This window comes from Caulobacter sp. BP25 (assembly GCF_002737755.1).
GTDB lineage: Bacteria > Pseudomonadota > Alphaproteobacteria > Caulobacterales > Caulobacteraceae > Caulobacter.
In genome coordinates this window covers 245,063-262,599 of record NZ_PEGH01000004.1, presented here as the reverse complement: position 1 = coordinate 262,599, position 17,537 = coordinate 245,063, and the positions used below count along the sequence as shown (strand labels likewise).

At 67.3% G+C, this 17,537-nt stretch carries 20 protein-coding genes and 1 pseudogene; 11 read left to right on the top strand and 10 right to left on the bottom strand.

All coding sequences use genetic code 11. The features are described from left to right. Positions 1-6: 6 nt before the first annotated feature. Both CSW59_RS02475 and CSW59_RS02470 read right to left on the bottom strand, forming a co-directional pair. On the bottom strand, positions 7-756 hold the full coding sequence (locus CSW59_RS02475; RefSeq protein ID WP_099442538.1) for an ABC transporter ATP-binding protein: 750 nt from the start codon (positions 754-756) through the stop codon (positions 7-9). Then, positions 753-1,958: an ABC transporter permease gene (locus tag CSW59_RS02470; protein WP_099442537.1), complete on the bottom strand. Its 1,206-nt coding sequence runs from the start codon at positions 1,956-1,958 to the stop codon at positions 753-755. Before CSW59_RS02470 ends, CSW59_RS02475 begins: the two co-directional genes overlap by 4 nt. Before the next feature lie 260 nt (positions 1,959-2,218). Here CSW59_RS02470 and CSW59_RS02465 point away from each other — a divergent pair, with 260 nt between their 5' ends. From CSW59_RS02465 to CSW59_RS02455, 3 genes are all read left to right on the top strand, one after another. Next, on the top strand, positions 2,219-3,118 hold the full coding sequence (locus CSW59_RS02465; protein WP_099442536.1) for an EF-hand domain-containing protein: 900 nt from the start codon (positions 2,219-2,221) through the stop codon (positions 3,116-3,118). 198 nt (positions 3,119-3,316) lie between these two features. Further along, positions 3,317-4,597: a NupC/NupG family nucleoside CNT transporter gene (locus CSW59_RS02460; protein ID WP_099442535.1), complete on the top strand. Its 1,281-nt coding sequence runs from the start codon at positions 3,317-3,319 to the stop codon at positions 4,595-4,597. A gap of 64 nt (positions 4,598-4,661) precedes the next feature. Beyond that, positions 4,662-5,279, top strand: coding sequence for a glutathione S-transferase family protein (locus CSW59_RS02455; RefSeq protein WP_099442534.1), 618 nt, complete (start codon positions 4,662-4,664; stop codon positions 5,277-5,279). Between the two features lies 1 nt (position 5,280). On the opposite strand, the gene CSW59_RS02450 is transcribed toward CSW59_RS02455, so the two are convergent. After that, positions 5,281-5,733, bottom strand: coding sequence for a PaaI family thioesterase (locus tag CSW59_RS02450; protein ID WP_099442533.1), 453 nt, complete (start codon positions 5,731-5,733; stop codon positions 5,281-5,283). A gap of 102 nt (positions 5,734-5,835) precedes the next feature. Here CSW59_RS02450 and CSW59_RS02445 point away from each other — a divergent pair, with 102 nt between their 5' ends. From CSW59_RS02445 to CSW59_RS02430, 4 genes are all read left to right on the top strand, one after another. After that, a complete protein-coding gene (locus CSW59_RS02445; protein ID WP_099442532.1) occupies positions 5,836-6,126 on the top strand; it encodes a DUF3253 domain-containing protein in 291 nt (96 codons plus the stop codon). A gap of 145 nt (positions 6,127-6,271) precedes the next feature. Next, a complete protein-coding gene (locus CSW59_RS02440) occupies positions 6,272-6,856 on the top strand; it encodes a uracil-DNA glycosylase family protein (protein ID WP_099442531.1) in 585 nt (194 codons plus the stop codon). Continuing rightward, complete coding sequence (locus CSW59_RS02435; RefSeq protein WP_099442530.1) at positions 6,853-7,902, top strand: alpha/beta hydrolase; 1,050 nt, start codon at positions 6,853-6,855, stop codon at positions 7,900-7,902. The genes CSW59_RS02440 and CSW59_RS02435 overlap by 4 nt, the downstream gene beginning before the upstream one ends. A gap of 71 nt (positions 7,903-7,973) precedes the next feature. Continuing rightward, positions 7,974-9,035: a Glu/Leu/Phe/Val dehydrogenase gene (locus CSW59_RS02430; RefSeq protein ID WP_099442529.1), complete on the top strand. Its 1,062-nt coding sequence runs from the start codon at positions 7,974-7,976 to the stop codon at positions 9,033-9,035. 17 nt (positions 9,036-9,052) lie between these two features. On the opposite strand, the gene CSW59_RS02425 is transcribed toward CSW59_RS02430, so the two are convergent. From CSW59_RS02425 to CSW59_RS02415, 4 genes are all read right to left on the bottom strand, one after another. Beyond that, positions 9,053-10,423, bottom strand: a complete 1,371-nt coding sequence (locus tag CSW59_RS02425) for an MFS transporter (protein WP_236632139.1) — start codon at positions 10,421-10,423, stop codon at positions 9,053-9,055. A 129-nt stretch (positions 10,424-10,552) separates the two neighbouring features. Then, positions 10,553-10,699 carry a hypothetical protein gene (locus tag CSW59_RS20875; protein WP_201722697.1) on the bottom strand — a complete coding sequence of 49 codons (147 nt, stop codon included), beginning with the start codon at positions 10,697-10,699 and terminating at the stop codon, positions 10,553-10,555. A 31-nt stretch (positions 10,700-10,730) separates the two neighbouring features. After that, the gene (locus CSW59_RS02420) at positions 10,731-11,606 is read right to left on the bottom strand and encodes a transglutaminase family protein (RefSeq protein ID WP_099442527.1); all 876 of its coding nucleotides are present in this window, start codon (positions 11,604-11,606) and stop codon (positions 10,731-10,733) included. A 43-nt stretch (positions 11,607-11,649) separates the two neighbouring features. After that, positions 11,650-12,318: a TetR/AcrR family transcriptional regulator gene (locus CSW59_RS02415; protein ID WP_099442526.1), complete on the bottom strand. Its 669-nt coding sequence runs from the start codon at positions 12,316-12,318 to the stop codon at positions 11,650-11,652. Between the two features lie 130 nt (positions 12,319-12,448). Here CSW59_RS02415 and CSW59_RS02410 point away from each other — a divergent pair, with 130 nt between their 5' ends. After that, the gene (locus CSW59_RS02410) at positions 12,449-12,955 is read left to right on the top strand and encodes a surface-adhesin E family protein (protein ID WP_099442525.1); all 507 of its coding nucleotides are present in this window, start codon (positions 12,449-12,451) and stop codon (positions 12,953-12,955) included. 4 nt (positions 12,956-12,959) lie between these two features. On the opposite strand, the gene CSW59_RS02405 is transcribed toward CSW59_RS02410, so the two are convergent. The 3 genes and pseudogenes from CSW59_RS02405 to CSW59_RS02395 form a co-directional block, all read right to left on the bottom strand. Beyond that, complete coding sequence (locus tag CSW59_RS02405) at positions 12,960-13,463, bottom strand: hypothetical protein (protein ID WP_099442524.1); 504 nt, start codon at positions 13,461-13,463, stop codon at positions 12,960-12,962. Positions 13,464-13,548: 85 nt separating this feature from the next. Continuing rightward, positions 13,549-14,738 (bottom strand): annotated as a pseudogene (locus CSW59_RS02400) (VWA domain-containing protein). A gap of 177 nt (positions 14,739-14,915) precedes the next feature. Next, positions 14,916-15,431, bottom strand: coding sequence for a GNAT family N-acetyltransferase (locus tag CSW59_RS02395; protein WP_099442523.1), 516 nt, complete (start codon positions 15,429-15,431; stop codon positions 14,916-14,918). Between the two features lie 183 nt (positions 15,432-15,614). Here CSW59_RS02395 and CSW59_RS02390 point away from each other — a divergent pair, with 183 nt between their 5' ends. The 3 genes from CSW59_RS02390 to CSW59_RS02380 all read left to right on the top strand — a co-directional run bounded on the left by CSW59_RS02390 (position 15,615) and on the right by CSW59_RS02380 (position 17,526). Beyond that, positions 15,615-16,226 carry a histidine phosphatase family protein gene (locus CSW59_RS02390; protein WP_099442522.1) on the top strand — a complete coding sequence of 204 codons (612 nt, stop codon included), beginning with the start codon at positions 15,615-15,617 and terminating at the stop codon, positions 16,224-16,226. A 96-nt stretch (positions 16,227-16,322) separates the two neighbouring features. Beyond that, positions 16,323-16,589, top strand: coding sequence for an exodeoxyribonuclease VII small subunit (locus tag CSW59_RS02385; RefSeq protein WP_099442521.1), 267 nt, complete (start codon positions 16,323-16,325; stop codon positions 16,587-16,589). Positions 16,590-16,626: 37 nt separating this feature from the next. Then, positions 16,627-17,526, top strand: a complete 900-nt coding sequence (locus tag CSW59_RS02380; RefSeq protein WP_099442520.1) for a polyprenyl synthetase family protein — start codon at positions 16,627-16,629, stop codon at positions 17,524-17,526. Positions 17,527-17,537 lie beyond the last annotated feature (11 nt).

Here is a 17,537-nt window from a genome sequence, read left to right as displayed (position 1 = left end):
AGAAAATCAGTGGCTGAGCGGCGCGGGATTGGCGTCGGGCGTGCGGCGCACGTCGTCCAGGATCCGGCCGTCTTCGATGTGGATGACGCGGTCGGCATAGGCCTCAAGCCGCGGGTCGTGGGTAACGCAGATCACCGCCGCGCCGCGCTCGGTGGCGGCCGCGCGCAGTAGCTTGATCACGATCTCGCCGCTCTTGCCGTCGAGGGCCGAGGTCGGTTCGTCCGCGAAGATCAGGTTCGGGTTCTTGGCGAGGGCGCGGGCGATGGCGACGCGCTGCTTCTCACCGCCCGAAAGCTCGGATGGGCGCTGGTTGACGCGCGGGCCAAGGCCCACCGACTCCAGCGCCGCCTGGGCGCGCTTGGCCGCTTCGCCGGGGCTGACGTCCTGGTACTTCAGCACCGTCATCACCTGCTGCTTGGCGGTTAGCGCCGGGAACAGGTTGAAGCCCTGGAAGATGAAGCCGCAGTGGTCGAGCCGGAACTTGTCGATCTTGCCCTTGGGCAGGGCCCACAGGTCCTTGGCCTCCAGCGCCGAGACCTTGCCCTCGTCGGGCATCAACAGGCCTGAGAGCGCCGCCACCAGGGTGGACTTGCCCGAGCCCGACGGACCCATGACCATGGTCACGTCGCCGTGCTTGGCGTCGAAGTCCACGCCCTTGAGCACCTCGATGAAAGTCCGGCCGGTCTTGAACCGCTTGACCAGGCTCTTGGCGGTCAAGGCGGACTCGCCGCGCTTGTGAGCGTTGTCACCGTTCATCGCAGCAGGTCCGCAGGTTGGCTGTTCTTGAGGATGCCCAGCGACAGGAAGCCGGACAGCATGGCGATGACGATCAGGAACACCGCGACGATGATGACCAGGGTGGGCGGGAAGTACATCGGCACGCCGCCCGCCACCGCCAGCAGGGAGACCAGCCAGGTCAGGAGGCCGGCGGCCAGAACGCCGACGATGCCGACCCAGAAGCTCAGCTCCATGACGATGTTGCGCAGGTCGCCCATCGACACGCCCAGGGCGCGCAGGGACGCGAACTCCTTGATGTTGGCCATGATCGCGCCGCGCAGGGTCTGCCAGGTGATGGCCACCCCGATCAGCAGGCCCAGGAAGGCCGAGAAACCCAGCATGATGCCGATGATCTGGTCTTCGAGCATGGCGTTGGAATTGGCGTCGGCCAGTTCCTGGCGGGTCCAGGCGCGGAACTTGCCGTCGGCCTTCTTGTTCAGCTGCGCGGCGACGATTTCGGCGCGGGCGGGGTCCTTGATCTCGACCATCAGCGGGCCGACGCGCTGGCCGGTGTCAGCCTCGCCCAGCATGCGCAGCGTGTCGCGAGACATGACCAGCGTGGGCTGGATGATGTTCGGGTAGCCGCGGGTGACGACGGCGATGTTGATCGTCTTGCCATTATAGAGCGCCTTGTCGCCCTTCTTGACGCCCAGGCGCTTCAGCGCCGTCTCGTCGACTGCGACCGCATACGGGCGGCGCAGGGCTTCGATCATCGACTGCGTATAGTCGGTGGGCACCGTGACATAGCCAGGGATCGCGTCGATGACCGTGACATTGACGAACTCGGTCTTGCGAGCCGTGCCGCCGCCGGCGCCTTTCTCGCCCTTACTGGCGCGTTTGGCGCGGGCCTCTTCCTTGGCCTGTTGCTCGGGCGACAGGATATTCTGGAAGCGACCGCCCGAGCCGTCCAGCGGCGCGACCTGGGTCACCTCGGGGTGGCTATAGACCAGCGGGATCATCCGGCGCGGCAGGCCGGAAGGGCCGCCAAAAAGCGCCTTGGCGCCCGGGCCCAGCACCATGATATCGGCGCGCGCGCGGTCGATCTGGGCGGTGAAGCCCTTGCCGATCCCCACGAACATGCCGACCTGGGCCAGCACCAGCAGGCCCGAGAAGGCGAGGGCGACCACGGCCGCCATGTAACGACGCCACTCGTACAGCAGAGTGGACAAGGCCAACGACATTCGGACTCTCGCTCCCCAAACCTCAGGTGGCAGCAATGACCGGCGATCGGTGAAGGTCCAAGTTAAATCGGGGTAAGGCGGCGTTGCGGCGCTGAAACAAGCCCCGCCGCCTCGGACGTTGGCCGGCCTGGCGTCGCGCGGCGAGCATCCTGTGGTCGCGACGTTTCGTTTCTGGCCTGCAATGCGGCGCAAGCTGGAACACTTCTCGCTCGACTCTCCACGCGTCGGCCTTTCGACGCCTTCAACCAAGGGAGAGCGATATGAGCGTCACCAGCGCCACGTCCTCTACGAGCCTGGCGCAGCTGCGCCAGCTTCAGCAGGCGGCCATGTTCAAGACCGCCGACGCTGACGGCGACGGGCAATTGTCGCAGACGGAATTCCAGTCGATTGGGCAAGATCTGCAGGGCTCGGGCCAGGCCAAGGGGCCGCCTCCCATGCGCGGCGGCGGCGGGCCCAGCGGAAGTTTCGCCGGCGACACACTGTCGGCGCTGCTGTCGACCCAGTCGGTGGACGACGTCGCCAGTTCGGTGATGTCGGCCGGCGACACCGATGGCGATGGCCTACTAAGCGCCAGCGAAATCTCTTCGGCCCTGGCGAGCAACGCCCCGGAGGAGGCCAAGGGCCTTGGCCTAGAGGACCAGATGGCCTCCGACATCGTGTCGACCCTCGACAGCGACGGGGACGGCGCCCTGTCGACGACCGAGATCGCCAGCGCCATTTCCAGCGCCTCCAGCACGTCGTCGAGCCAGGCCATGCGCGGCCCGCCGCCTGGACCGCCGCCGTCGGACAGCGCCAGCGGCTCAAGCGGCTCAAGCGGCGTCTTCGAGAGCCTGGACACCAACCAGGACGGCGTCGTCTCCGCCGACGAACTGGCCGCCGCCAACAGCTCGGACAGCACGGACGGCGCCAGCGCCGCCGCCGACCTGATCACGGCCGCCGACCAGGATGGCGACGGCGCGCTGAGCGGCGGGGAGTTCTACGCCTTGCTCGACCAGGGCGAGACGGCGAGCACCGACTCGACCTCGTCCGTCGCCAGCCTGATGTCCGGGTCGACGACCGCGGCAGACCTGATGCAGAAGCTGCTGGCGCAACTGGAAACCGCGCTGAGCGCGTCGTCCGCGTCCGAAACGACCACCAGCGGAACCAGCGTGACAGCTTAAACGCCCCAACCGTCATCCTGGCGCGTCTGGCGTCAGGGTGACGGCTTCCCGACGGTAAGGAGATTATGACTTAGGCGACTTGTCGCTGAGTCAACCATTCCCTAAGCAATCCGCTTGCGCGGGACGGCTGACTTGGTGTCATTTCGCCCCTTGGCGGGCGTCGCGGGGGCGTCGCTCTTTTGTAAGGTCTTCGTCTTGATGTTCCGTCCCGAGAACGTTCAGGCCCTGGCGGGTCTGGCGCTCACCCTGGGCCTTTGCTGGCTCATTTCCGAAAATCGCAAGCGATTCCCCTGGGTTCTGGCCATCGCCGCTCTGGTGGTCCAGGTGCTGCTGGTGCTGGTGCTGTTTGGCCTGCCCCAGGCGCAGAAGCTGATGCAGGGCGTCAACGGCGCGGTCGAGGGGCTGGCCTCGTCGACCCAGGCGGGGACGGCCTTCGTGTTCGGCTTCCTGGCCGGCGGCGACCAGCCCTATCCAGTCAGCAATCCCGGCGCGGGCTTCATCTTCGCCTTCCGCGTCCTGCCGGTGATCCTAGTCGTCTGCGCCCTGTCGGCGCTGCTGTGGCACTGGAAGATCCTGAAGTGGCTGGCCCAGGGTTTCGGCCTGCTGTTCCAGAAGACGCTGGGCCTGCGCGGCCCGCCAGCGCTCGCCACCGCCGCCACCATCTTCATGGGTCAGATCGAAGGGCCGATCTTCATCCGCGCCTATCTCGACAAGTTGAGCCGCTCGGAGCTCTTCATGCTGATCGCGGTCGGTATGGCCTGCGTCTCGGGCTCGACCATGGTCGCCTACGCCACGATCCTGGCAGACGTGCTGCCCAACGCCGCCGCCCACGTGCTGACGGCCTCGATCATCTCGGCCCCGGCCGGCGTGCTGCTGGCGCGGATCATTGTGCCGTCCGATCCGATGGAGAAGGGCGCGGACCTTGATCTCGCCGCCGAGGACAAGACCTATGGCAGCTCGATCGACGCGGTCATGAAGGGCACCACCGACGGCCTGCAGATCGCGCTGAACGTCGGCGCGACGCTGATCGTCTTCGTGGCCCTGGCCACCATGGTCGACAAGATCTTGGGCGCCATGCCTGACGTCGGCGGTCAGCCGCTGAGCATCGCGCGCGGCCTGGGCGTCGTCTTCTCGCCGCTGGCCTGGGCCATGGGCGTGCCCTGGAAGGAAGCCGGCACGGCTGGCGGCCTGCTGGGCGTCAAGCTGATCCTGACCGAGTTCACCGCCTTCATCCAGCTGGCCAAGGTGGGCGCAACGTCGCTGGACGAGCGCACCCGGATGATCATGACCTATGCGCTGTGCGGCTTCGCCAATATCGGCTCTGTCGGCATGAACGTGGCCGGCTTCTCGGTGCTGGTGCCCCAGCGCCGCCAGGAAGTCCTGGGCCTGGTCTGGAAGGCGATGATGGCCGGTTTCCTGGCCACCTGCCTGACCGGCTCGCTGATCGGCCTGATGCCCAGGGCGCTGTTCGGGCTCTAAGCCGCTTCCGTTCCGCCACGGAATGAGATCATCCTCCCGGTCAAAAGCCGGGAGGATTTTTCTTATGAAGCTCTATGACAGCCGTCGCGCGCCCAATCCTCGGCGGGTCCGTTGGTTCATGGCCGAGAAGGGGATCGAGGACATCGAGATCGTCGATGTCGACATCTTCGGCGGCCAGCATCGCCAGCCCGACTACCTGGCCAAGGCTGGCCTGGCGAACGTGCCGGCGCTGGAGATCGACGAGACCACCTGCATCACCGAGTCGGTGGCGATCTGCCGCTATCTGGAGAGCCTCGTACCCGAGCCGAACCTGTTCGGCCGCGGTCCGCTGGAGACGGCGGTGATCGAGATGTGGACGCGGCGGGCCGAGATGCTGCTGTCGACGCCGCTGATGATGGCCGTGCGCCACAGCCATCCGGCGCTGGCCGCGATCGAGACGCAGGTTCCCGAGGTCGCCGAGACCAATCGCAAGGCCGCCGAACGCGCGCTGAAGGTGTTCGACCGCCGCCTCGCCGAGAGCGAATTCATCGCCGCCGATCGCCTGACCATCGCCGACATCCTGGCGGTCACGGGCATCGACTTCGCCCGCATGGTCCGCTTCCGGCCGGCCGAGGAGCTGACCCATGTGAACCGCTGGCTGAAGGCGATGATGGAGCGGCCGGCCGCGAAGGCGGGGGTTTAGCTCACCGCGCCTTGATCTTCTTGATCACGCCCGAGAAGTTCAGCATCGGGCCGGTTCCGGTCGAGACCAGGCCCCGCACGAACAGCAGTGAGCCGCCGGCGCGAACCACTTCACCGGTGGCGGTGACCAGATCGCCCGGGCGGGCAGGGCCGACGAACTCGCCGTTCAGGCTGACGGTCACGGCGCGGCTGTCGGCCAGTTCCTTCCAGGCGATCGCGAAAAGCGAGAAGTCGGCGAAGGTCATCATGCAGCCGCCGTGCATGAAGCCGCCGCCGTTCATGTGCTTGGTCTCGGCCCGGAAGGCGGTGGTGACGCGACCGTCCTCGCCCTCGCGGAAATAGAAGGGGCCGGACTGGTCCTCGAACGGATCGAGGCCCGACCAGGTGCGCCAACCGGCCCAGTCGCCCGTCTCGATCAGGCGCGGTCCGCCGATGACTTCGTTGCCGCCGTCCATGGTGTTCCCCTCGACCTTATCGTCGTTCAGTTAGATGGCCCGGCGACGGCGTGCAAGGCGCCGGTCTCGCCTCTGGTGACAATCCGTGGCATGGGAGCGGCCATGACCACCCCGATCCAAGACACGATCCTGTCCCAGCTGGCCGCGCTGCCCGAAGGCAAGTCGATCGACCCGATGAACGTCGCCAAGGCCATCCAGCCCGAGCGCTGGCAGCAGATTCTGGGCCACGTGCGCACCAACGCCATCGAACTGGCCCGCGAGGGCAAGGTCGTCATCCTGCGCCACAACAAGCCGACAAACCCTGAGAAGTTCCGGGGCGTCTATCGCATCCGCCTGCGGATGGAGGGAGACCCGACCTCGTTCGAGGACGAAGCTGGCGGCGACGAGGAGTGATCCATCCTGTCATCCCGGCCGCAGCGAAGCGGAGAGCCGGGACCTCGGAAAGCTCAGCATTTTCGGCGGTCCCGGGTCTTCGCCCGGGATGACAGATCAAGCGGCGAGACTTGGTATCCGAGGCCTCGCGCCTAAATCCACGTCCATGCCGCTCGACGCGCTCCTCTCCGACATCGCCGCCTGCCGGGCCTGCGCGCCTTACCTGCCGCACACGCCCCGGCCGGTGACGCGCGTCCGCGAGGAGACCCGCATCCTGATCGCCGGCCAGGCGCCAGGAAGGCTGGTTCATGAGACTGGCCTGCCGTTCAACGATCCGTCGGGCGTGCGCCTGCGCCAGTGGATGGGGATCGACCGCGAGACCTTCTATGGCCGACCCGAGATCGGCGTCGCGGCCATGGCCTTCTGCTTTCCCGGCACGAACCCCAAGGGCGGCGACTATCCGCCGCCGCCGCGTTGCGCCGCGACCTGGCGGGCGCGGCTGCTGGAGCAGCTTCCGAACGTCGAGTTGACGCTGCTGGTCGGGTCTTACGCGCAAGCCTGGGCGCTGCCGGGCCGGACCGGCAGGACCATGACCGACACCGTCGCCGCCTGGCGCGAGTTCGGGCCAAACATCATCCCGTTGCCGCATCCGTCGTGGCGCAACACCGCCTGGCTGAAGCGCAATCCGTGGTTCGAGGCCGAGGTGACGCCTTATCTTCGCCAGCGGATCGCGGAAATCCTCGCGCCATGAACCGCCGCGCCCTGATCCTGACCGCTTCGGCCCTGTGCCTTTCCGCCTGCGCGCCGCTGGCGCAGAGGCCGGAGGTCGCCACCCTCGGTTTTCGCGGACCGCGCCTGGTGGACGACGTCTTCGTCAGCTTCGACGGCGCGCGGCTGGGCCTGATGCGCTGGTTGCCGGCCGGCGAGCCTGACTGGGTGGTGGTCGGACTGCACGGCATGAACGATTACGCCAACGCCTATCACCTAGCGGCCGGCTGGTGGGCGGAGCGGGGGATCGCGACCTACGCCCTGGATGTCCGGGGCTTCGGGCGCTCGCCCGAGCGCGGCGTCTGGGCGCCGACCGATCTCGTCCTGGAAGACGTCCGCGCCCTGGTGGCGGCGGTCCGCGAGCGGCATCCGAACGCCAAGGTCGCCCTGGCCGGGATCAGCATGGGCGGCGCCTTGGCCATCTGCGCTATGGCCTCGAGCGATCCGCCGCCGGTCGACAAGCTGATGCTGTTCGCGCCGGCGGTGTGGGGTTGGTCGAACCAGCCCTTGCCGAACCGGGTCAGCCTGTGGGCCACGGCGCATCTGATAGGCGAGTGGGTCGTCAAGCCGCCCGACTGGCTGGCGCGCGAGATCATGGCCAGTGACAACATCGACGAGCTGCGCCGGATGGGCCGCGACCGGCTGATGATCTGGGGCGCGCGGTCCGACGCGATCTATGGCCTGGTCGGCCTGATGGAGCGGGGCTGGCGGTCGGCCGATCAGATCCACGTTCCCACCGCCTGGTTCTACGGCGCCCGCGACCAGATCATTCCTCGCGAGCCGACCGTGGAGGCGGTTCGCCGCCTGCCGGCCCAGGCGCGCACGGCCTACTACGCCGACGGCTACCATCTGCTGCTGGTGGACCGTCAGGCCGATCGGGTCTGGGCCGACGCCGAGGCGTTCCTGAGAGGCTCGCCCGCCGTCTGGCCCCCGTCCGGCGCGCTGGCCATCCCACAGTCGGCCGCAGCCATGGCCGCTCTGGACCCGCCCAAGTCCGGCAAGCCGAAGATGTCGCATCGGCGGCCTTGAGGGTTGTTCGGCGCGGCGAGGGGGCGTAAACCCCGCGCCACATTCATCCTGGCTGATACGAGACCGACGGCATGACCTTGTTCGATTCCCCCGATTTCGAGGGACACGAAGGCGTTCACGCGTTCTTCGACGAAAAAACCGGTCTGAAGTCGATCATCGCGATCCACTCCACCGCGCGTGGCCCGGCCGCCGGCGGCTGCCGCATGTGGGACTATTCCAGCGCCGATGCGGCGATCACCGACGCGCTGCGCCTGTCGCGCGGCATGTCCTACAAGAACGCCATGGCCGAGCTGGACCTGGGCGGCGGCAAGGCCGTGATCATCGGCGACAGCCGCAGCCAGAAGACGCCGGAACTGTTCGAGGCCTTCGGTCGCGCCGTCGACAGCCTGAATGGCAAGTACTGGACCGCCGAGGACGTCGGCGTCTCGCCGGCCGACCTGGAAAGCACCCGCAAGACCACCCGCTTCGTCGCCGGCCTGGAAGGCCACGCCGCCGCTTCGGGCGATCCGTCGCCGGTCACCGCCGAGGGCGTGTTCCGCGGCGTGCGTCTCTGCGTCGAGCGGGCGCTGAACCGCGACCTGAACGGCGTGCACGTCGCCATCCAGGGCGTCGGCCACGTCGGCGCGTATCTGGCCGAGAAGCTGCACGCCGCCGGCGCGCGCCTGACCATCGCCGACGTCAACCAGCCCGCGCTCGAGGCAGTCGCCGCCAAGACCGGCGCCCAGATCGTACCGACCGACGCCATCTTCGATGTCGAGGCCGACGTCTTCGCCCCGTGCGCCCTGGGCGGCGCGATCTCGGCCGCGACCCTGCCGCGCCTGAAGGCCAAGATCATCGCCGGCGCCGCCAACAACCAGCTGGCCGACGCCACGATCGGCCATGCCGTGTTCGAGCGCGGCCTGCTCTATGCGCCGGACTACGTGATCAATGGCGGCGGCATCATCAACGTCGCCGGCGAGATCCGGGCTTTGGAAGCTGGCGGTTCGTTCGACGGCGACTGGGTCGCGACCAAGCTCGACCGCCTGGCCCTGACCCTGGCCGAGGTGATCGACCAGTCGATCGCCGAGAAGCGCCCGGCCAATGTGGTCGCCGACGAGATCGCCCGGGCCCGCATCGCCTCGGCGCGGGCCTGATCGAAGTCTCCGCCCCTCTAGGCTGACCGTGCTCGGCCGCTGATCGTCGCGCCGGCGTCTTTGTCCAGCGCCAGATAGATGGGCAGGGCGAGCAAGGTCACCACGCCGATCGCCACGAACGGCAATACGAACCGGTCCGGCGTCAGGGCTCCGTCCGAACCGCGCGCCAGGTGCAGCATCACGCCGCCGAAGCTGACGCCCAGGGCCAGGCCGATCTGCTGCATCACGGCCGACAGGGTCGAAGCGGCGGCGGTCTGGCTGTCGGGCACGTCGGCATAGGCGATGGTGTTGGCCGCGATGAACTGGTTCGACCGGCAGAAGCCTCCCAGTAGCAACGCCGTGATCATCACGACCATCGGCGTCTCGGGGGTGAAGAAGCCGGGCGCGGCGGTGAACAGCGCCGTCAGGGTGACGAAGACGGCCAGCGAGGTGCGGAAGCCGAAGCGTCGGAGTCCCGCCGCCGCGAACGGGCGCGCGATCAGCACGCCGACGCCGGCGGTCAGGGTGACGAAGCTGGCCTTCAGCGGGCTCCAGCCCAGGGCGACTTGCAACAAGAGCGGCATCAGGAACGGACTGGCGCCGATGCCCAGCCGCACCAGGGTCCCGCCCAGCAAGCTGGCGCGATAGGTCGGATAACGCAGCAGGGACAGGTCCAGGATCGGACGGCCGGTGCGTCGGCAGACCTTCAGATAGGCAAGGCCGCAGGCAATGGAGACCGCCAGCAAGGCGATCTGGAACCAGGCTGGCAGCAGACCGACGCCGGCGGTTTCGGCCACAACGACCAACCCGCTGATCGCCGCCGCCGAGAGGGCGAAACCGAGGGTGTCGAAGCGCCCCAGGTCTGGCTGAGGCTCGCTTGCCGGCACGAAACGCAGCACGGCGATCGCGCCCAGCAGGCCTACCGGCAGGTTGATGTAGAAGATCCATGGCCACTCGGCGACGCTGAGCACCAGGCCGGCCATCGGCGGGCCGATCAAGGGGCCCACCAGGGCGGGCATGGTGAACCAGCCCATGGCCGACAGCAGCCGCGCCTTGGGTGTTGCGCCCACCACGATCAGCCGCGCCACGGGCGTCATCATCGCCCCGCCCAGGCCCTGGATTATGCGCGAAGCTACCAGGGCTTCCAGATTGCGCGACAGGCCACAAAGCGCCGAGCCCAGCAGGAACACCGCCATGGCCGACAGGAAGACCCGCCGCGCGCCGAACCGCTCGGCCGCCCAGCCGCTGGCTGGGGTGAAGACGGCCAGCGCGAGGATGTAAGAGGTCAGGGCCAGCTTCAGATGGATCGGGTCCACCGCGAAGGCGCGGGCCAGGGTCGGCAGGGCCGTGGAAAGGGCGGTGGAGTCGATGAACTCCATCAGAAGCGCGCTGGCGACGGCGATCGACACCAGCCGTGTCGACAGCGGAGATGTCTGTGACTCTGACGCTTGTGGCTCTGGGGAAGGATCGGGCACGAGGGCGCTTTACGCCCGTGCGGGACGCGGGTCCAGGGACCCAAAAGTGTCAGTTGGCGAGCGTCAGTGGCCGGGGCGCGGCTGGAAGGTCCGCTTTTCCTTCAGCTTCACGCAGGCTTCGTCCGGCTTCTGGCCGTGCTGAGGCTTGGGCTCGGCCTTGGGGAAGCAGACATTGGTCATCGGGTTCTGGTTCTGGAAGCCGCTCGTCATCGTCTGTCCTCCCTTATGCCGTTAACCATTATCACGCCGCGTGGCCGATTTCATTGATAAGTCGCACGTCCACCGACACTTGAAGCCGCGACTTGCCCGGATCACCCAGGATCGCGCCCGAGACCGGAAGGGCCTGGGCGGGCGTACGCGTAGCGGCGACCCGGATCAGGTCCGGCGATTCCGCCAGGCCGTTGGTCGGATCGAACTCCAGCCAGCCCAGGTCCGGTAGAAACACCTCGCACCAGGCGTGGGTTGCGCCTGCGCCCCGGATCTGGGCGTTGGGCGAGTGGATATAGCCGGTGGCGAACAGGGCCGCGTAGCCGAGACGCCGGAGGCCCTCGACCATCAGCCATGCGAGGTCGCGGCAGGCGCCGCTGCGCTTCTGCAGAGTCTCGACGGGCGTCTGGACGCCTGCCTCCTCGCGGGCGCGGTAGTCGAACTGCTTATGGATCAGGTCGTTGACGCGTAGCAGGAAGGCCAGGGCGGGCTCGTCCTTGGGGCTGGCCAAGCCTCGCAGCCAGCGCAGTAGAACCGCGTCCGGATCGTCAGTCACCGGGGCGATGAACGGCTCCAGCGTCGCGCGGTCTTCCCGGGCGTAGACGATCGGCGTCAGGGTGTCGGGGTTCTCGATCCGCTGCGGGACGAGGGGCGCGGGATAGCGGTCGATGATCAGCTCGCTGGCCACTCGCATGGCGTCGGCCTTGCCGTTCGGCTGGAACAGGCAGATGCAGTTGCCGTTGGCGTCGTAGCTCCAGCGCGTGTCGCCCGGCGGGAACAGGCGAAGCGAGGCCTCGACGATCCGCAGGGCGTGGCTGTCGCGCGGCCGGAGCATCAGCCGCTGGGGGCCAAAGCCCACCGGCCGTTCATAGTAATACCGCGTCTCATGCAGGATGCGCAGCCGTCCCATGTCGAACCCTAAAGCACGACCGAGACTTGGGTTCCGCCTGCCCTTAAGCGCGGAAGCCGGCCTCGGCGAAGTTGAGCATCCGCTCCAGCAGCGCGGACACGTCGGCTTCGCTGGTCTGGCCTTCCGACAGCACGTTCAGCCGGTCGAACTCGGCGAAGCGGTTGTTATGCAGCATGCCCAAGGTGAAGTGCAGCCGCCAGTAGACTTCTTCCGGCGACAGGTCCGGACGGGCGCGCAGCAGGGCGTCGGAGAACCGGCGCAGGTGCGAGACGTCGGTCTTCAGAACCTGCCGGATTTCGTCGGTGCCTTCGCTGCGGGCGCGGATCAGGAACTGCAGTGAGATGCGGCGCTCGTGGTCCGGCGCCAGCCAGCGCAGGGGCGGAGTCAGCAGGGCGGCCAGGATCTCGCGCAGCGGCGGCGACCCGCCGTTCCGGTCGTTGGCCTCGTGCAGCATCTTGGCCCGCTCGCGATTGAGCTCGGCCGTGCGCCGCTTGAAGATCTCGAACAGCAACGCGTCCTTGGAGCCGAAGTGATAGTTCACCGAGGCCAGGTTGACGCCGGCGGCGGCGGTGATGTCGCGCACCGAGACGTTCTGGAAGCCGTGCAGCGCGAACAGCCGCTCGGCGGCGACGAAGACCAGATTCTTGGTGGCGGCTTCGGTTTCCGCGCCTTCGGCTTCGATGGAGGCGGCGGCTTCGGTCGTCGGACTCACTACATAATCCCCTTTACCCACGGGGAAGTCTTACGGCTGTTCGAATTTGGCGCAAGCGTCAAGATCGCGTCTGTAGCGCCTAACGACGTTCGCGTTTAGGCTTTCCCGTAAAACGGGCGGGGAGTGACCCATGATCGGCATACTGATGGCCTTGATGCTGCTGGCGGGGCAGGCGGCGCCGTCGGCGCCCGCCGATCAGAGCGCTTCGTCCAAGGTCGACTCCGTCACGATCACCGCTCCCGATCGCCAGACCTCGCCCGCGCCCAAGTGGTCGACCCGGATCGAAGGCATCGGCTGGCCCTATCTGGGCGTGGGGCAGGACAGGACGGTCATCGCCTTCGCCAAGGCCGGCAAGAGCCCGCCCGGGCAAGCCTGGCGCCAGGTCTGGGTGCGGCACGAGTTTCGCGAGCCGAGAACCGAGGCGGGCCTTACCTTTATGTCCGAGCGAATGGTCCAGGATGTCGATTGCGAGGCGCGCGCCTTCCGCAGTCTGGCGGTCTATCGCTATCCGGAGAACAATCTGAAGGGCGCCGAGACGGCCTACGCCTTCGAGGATCGTCAGTGGACCAAGCCCGAGCCCGGCGCCTTCGACGAAAGCGTGATCGAGGCCGCCTGCATGAAGCCGCTCGGCGGCTAGGCGGCTAGCGGCGCAGGGCCTGACGCTTCTGGACCTGAGGATTGACCGCCAGGTTCCAGAGATAGGCCTGTCTTGCCTTGGAGCCGACCGCCAGCGATCCCAGGTCCTTGATCTGGTCCTTCGTCAGGCGAAAGCGCTTGTAGCCGCGCTCACCCAGGCACTTGGCCAGCGGCGCCTGCAGCTGGCTGGAAATCTCGCGCCAGGGCCGCGTCATGCGCTGCGGATTGGGCGAGGCGGCGTCGACCATCTCGCGCATCGGCATGTCGACGTCCGTCTCCGCGCCCGGCATCACGATGTTGGTCGAAAAGATCAGGTCGACCTTCGGATAGTCGACCGGCGCGTCCTGACCCACCCGATAGGCGCACTCGACCGCGTCGGTGCGGTACTGAAGGAACGACACCCCGGTCTGGCCCCAGCTTTCATCGCCACGCTGACGCTCGGCTTGGGCTGGCTGGGATGCGGCCATCAGGACGCAGGCGAGGCCGAGGGGCAGGAGGCGTGGATGCATGGCTGGATCAACCCTTGGGAGATTCAGTGGGCTTCAGCGCGGCGACTTCGTCAAGCCGTTAGCCTGAGATCGGGGAGGCTGGCCCTCAGCCCCGCACCAACTCCCGCATGGCCTTGTCCAGGCCTTCCAGGGTCAGCGGGTACATGCGGTCAGACAGGATCTGCTTCATCACGCCGATCGACTGGGTGTAGTCCCAGTGCCGCTCGGGCGTCGGGTTTAGCCAGACGCAGCTCTGATAGATGTCGGTGACGCGCTGCATCCAGATCGCGCCGGGCTCCTCGTTCCAGTGCTCGACGCTGCCGCCCGGATAGGTGATTTCGTAGGGGCTCATGGTCGCGTCGCCCACGAAGATGATCTTGTAGTCGGCCGGGAACTTGTGGAGCACGTCGAAGGTCGGAATCTTCTCGGCGTGCCGACGCTTGTTGTCCTTCCAGACGGCCTCATAGAGGCAGTTGTGGAAGTAGTAGAATTCCAGGTTCTTGAACTCGGTCTTGGCGGCGGAAAACAGCTCCTCGCAGAGCTTGATGTGGCCGTCCATCGAGCCGCCGATGTCGAAGAAGATCAGCACCTTGATGGCGTTGCGCCGCTCGGGGCGCAGCTGGATGTCCAGATAGCCCTTCTCGGCGGTGCCCTTGATCGTGCCGTTCAGGTCCAGTTCCTCGGCCGCGCCGGTGCGGGCGAACTTGCGCAGGCGGCGTAGGGCGACCTTGATGTTGCGGGTGCCCAGCTCGACCGAGTCGTCGAGGTTCTTGTACTCGCGCTTGTCCCAGACTTTTACCGCGCGGCCGTGGCGGCTCTTGTCCTGGCCGATGCGCACGCCCTCGGGATTATAGCCGTTGTTACCGAACGGAGAGGTCCCGCCCGAGCCGATCATCTTGTTTCCGCCCTCGTGGCGCTTCTTCTGCTCGCGCAGGCGCTCCTGCAGTGTCTCCATCAGCTTCTCGAAGCCGCCCAGGGCCTCGATCTGGGCCTTTTCCTCGTCGGTGAGGAACTTTTCGGTCAGGGCCTTGAGCCATTCCTCGGGAATGTCGGCGGTCAGGCCCTCATTGACGGTCTCCAGGCCCTTGAAGACGTGGCCGAAGACGCGGTCGAACTTGTCGAACTTGTCGATTGTCGTTCTTCTCGTCCTTCACCAGGCTGGCGCGCGACAGGAAGTAGAAGTCCTCGACGGTGCGGTCGATCACGTCCTTGTCCAGCGCCTCCATCAGCAGGAGGTACTCGCGCAGGCTGACGGGAACCTTGGCCTGGCGGAGCTCTGAAGAAGCGAAGGAACATCGGCGCGGCTTTCGAACGGTTGTTCGGATTGTGCTGTGTTCCGAGGGCGGACGCAACCAAGCTGGAAAACTTGCCCCCTCCGCGCTTCGCGCTCCTCCCCCGGAGGGGGAAGAAGGATCGCCTTCCGCCCGCCTTTGGGGGCGGACGATCGCGAAGCGGTCAGGTGGGGGGAGGGGCTCACCCCCGCCGCAGGATGAACTCCAGATCCTGCGTCTCACCGACGGGGAAGTGGTACTCCCCGACCTTCTCGAACCCCAGCCGGCCATACAGCCGCTGCGCGCCGAAGTTCTCGGACCAGACGCCGATCCACAGGGGGCGAGGGCCGTCCTTCTCCAGCCATTCCAGGGCGGTGTTCAGCAGGCGCGAGCCGCGCCCGCCGCCCTGATGGGTCTTGAGCACATAGATCCGCTTGAGCTCGCCATCGCCAGGCATCACGTCGTCGTGGGGCAGGTCGCAGGGGCCGGCGAGGGCGTAGCCGATGGCCTCGCCGTCCTCGTCCTCCAGGATCCAAGAGGCCTTCTCGGGATGGGCCAGGTCGTTCCGCGTCCGCTCCAGGCCGTAGGCATAGGCCAGGAAGGTCTCCAGGTCCTCGGGCGGATAGAGGTGCGCGAAGGTCTCGGCGAAGGTGCGCGCGCCCAGGCTGGACAGGGTGTCGGCGTCTTCGATCGTGGCGCGGCGGAGCGTGTCGGTCATGGCGCTTGAGTAGCCGCCGGACTGGGCGCCTTCAAGCCGGCGAGCCCCGGCGGCGCCGAGGGGGCGGGTTGTGTCTCCGCGCCAGGGGGGCTACGACCTGCGGGCGCCGGGGCGATCACCGCCGCCGCGCACAAGTGTTCTTCAGGAGGAACGAGAGGACGGTCCGCCGGCCTTCTCTTCAACATGGCCGACGTTCCCGCCGACCACGCATCTCCCGTCATCCGCCCTGGCGTCATCACGCTGGCTCGCCACGGCGAACCGGCCTTGTCGCGCAAGGTGCGCCTCAACGCGCCCGAATACGGTCTGTGGTGGGCGCGCTACGAGGAGGGCGGCCTGAAGGACGGCCAGGTTCCGCCGCCGAGCCTGGTGGAGCTGGCGAAAAACGCCGACGTGATTATCGCCTCGACCCGCCGTCGCTCGATCGAGACGGCGCGGGCGGTGGTCGGAGAGCGCGCCTTCGCCACCGACCCGACCTTTATCGAGGCGCCGCTGCCGCCGCCGCCCTGGCCGACCTGGATCCGCATGTCGCCCAAGCGGCTAGGCTTCTTCGCCCGGTTCTGGTGGTGGTTCTTCGACAATCACGGCGGCCAGGAGACGCGGAAGGCGGCCGAGGCCCGCGCCGGGCAGGCCGCGGACCTGCTGATCGAGCTTTCGGCCTCCGGCCAGAACGTGCTGGTGCTGGCCCACGGCTTCTTCAACTGGATGATCGCCGACGCTTTGAAGAAGCGCGGACTGACCAAGCTGTTAGACCAGGGCCACGGCTATTGGAGCATCAAGCGCTTCGACCGCGCCTGAGTTCAAACCCTCTTCCCTTAACTCGCGGCAAGCTCTAGGCCGTTGTCGATGAGCTTGCGGGCCACTAGGTTGAAGTCCGCACACCTGAGAGTTGCAATGACCGACGCTACGAACCCTTCCGCCGACATCTCCGCCTTGAGCTTCGAGGAAGCCCTGGCGCAGTTGGAACGGATCGTGGCTGAGTTGGAATCGGGCCAGGCTCCGCTGGAGCGTTCGATCGACATCTACGAACGCGGCGCGGCCCTGAAGGCCCACTGCGAAAAGAAGCTGGAAGCCGCGCGCCTCAAGGTCGAGAAGATCGTCCTGGGCCAAGGGGGCGTATCTGGTGGCGCCGTCGCCGCCGAAGCGGCTGAGTTCAACTGATGAGCGGCGTTCGGCCGAACAGCGAGGGGAGCCGCCCTTGAACGATCTCGCCCCCAAGGATCTGGCCAGGCGGATCGTCCAGGCCGCCGACATCGTCACCGTCGCGCTTGACGAGCTGCTGCCGCGCGCCGATGGCCCGGAAAGCCGCCTGACCGAGGCGATGCGCTATGCCGCGCTTGGCCCCGGCAAGCGCCTGCGGCCGTTCTTCGCGCTGGAAACCGGCAAGATGTTTGACCTGGCCGAGCGGCCGGTGCTGCGCGCGGCCTGCGCGCTGGAGTGCATCCACGCCTACAGCCTGGTCCATGACGACCTGCCGGCCATGGACGACGACGACGTGCGTCGCGGGCGTCCGACCGTGCACAAGCAGTATGACGAGGCGACCGCGATCCTGGCGGGCGACGCCCTGCAAACGGCCGCCTTTGAGATCATGGCCCACCCCGACACCCACGACGACGCTCACATCCGCTCGGAGCTGGTGCGCAAGCTGGCCATCGCGTCCGGCGCGCGCGGCATGGTCGGCGGCCAGATGATCGACATCCTGGGCGTCCGCGACGACCTGGGCGCGGTGGCGCGGATGCAGCGCCTGAAGACCGGCGCCCTGATCGCCTTCGCCTTCGAGATCCCGCTGATCATCGCCCGCGCCAAGGAGGCCGAGCGCCACGCCCTGATGGCCTTCGCCCAGGACCTTGGTCTGGCCTACCAGATCGTCGACGACATCCTCGACGCCGAGGGCGACGAAAAGACCTTGGGCAAGGCCGCCGGCGGCAAGGACGCCGCCAAGGGCAAGGCCAACTACGTCACCCTTCTGGGACTGGATGCGGCCAAGGAGCGCGTGGCGCTTTTGGCCGAGCAGACGCGTTCCCATCTCGATATCTTTGGCGAACGGGCCGAACATCTGCGCGAAAGCGTTGATTTCGTGCTGGACCGCCGCAACTGACCGCGCTTTTG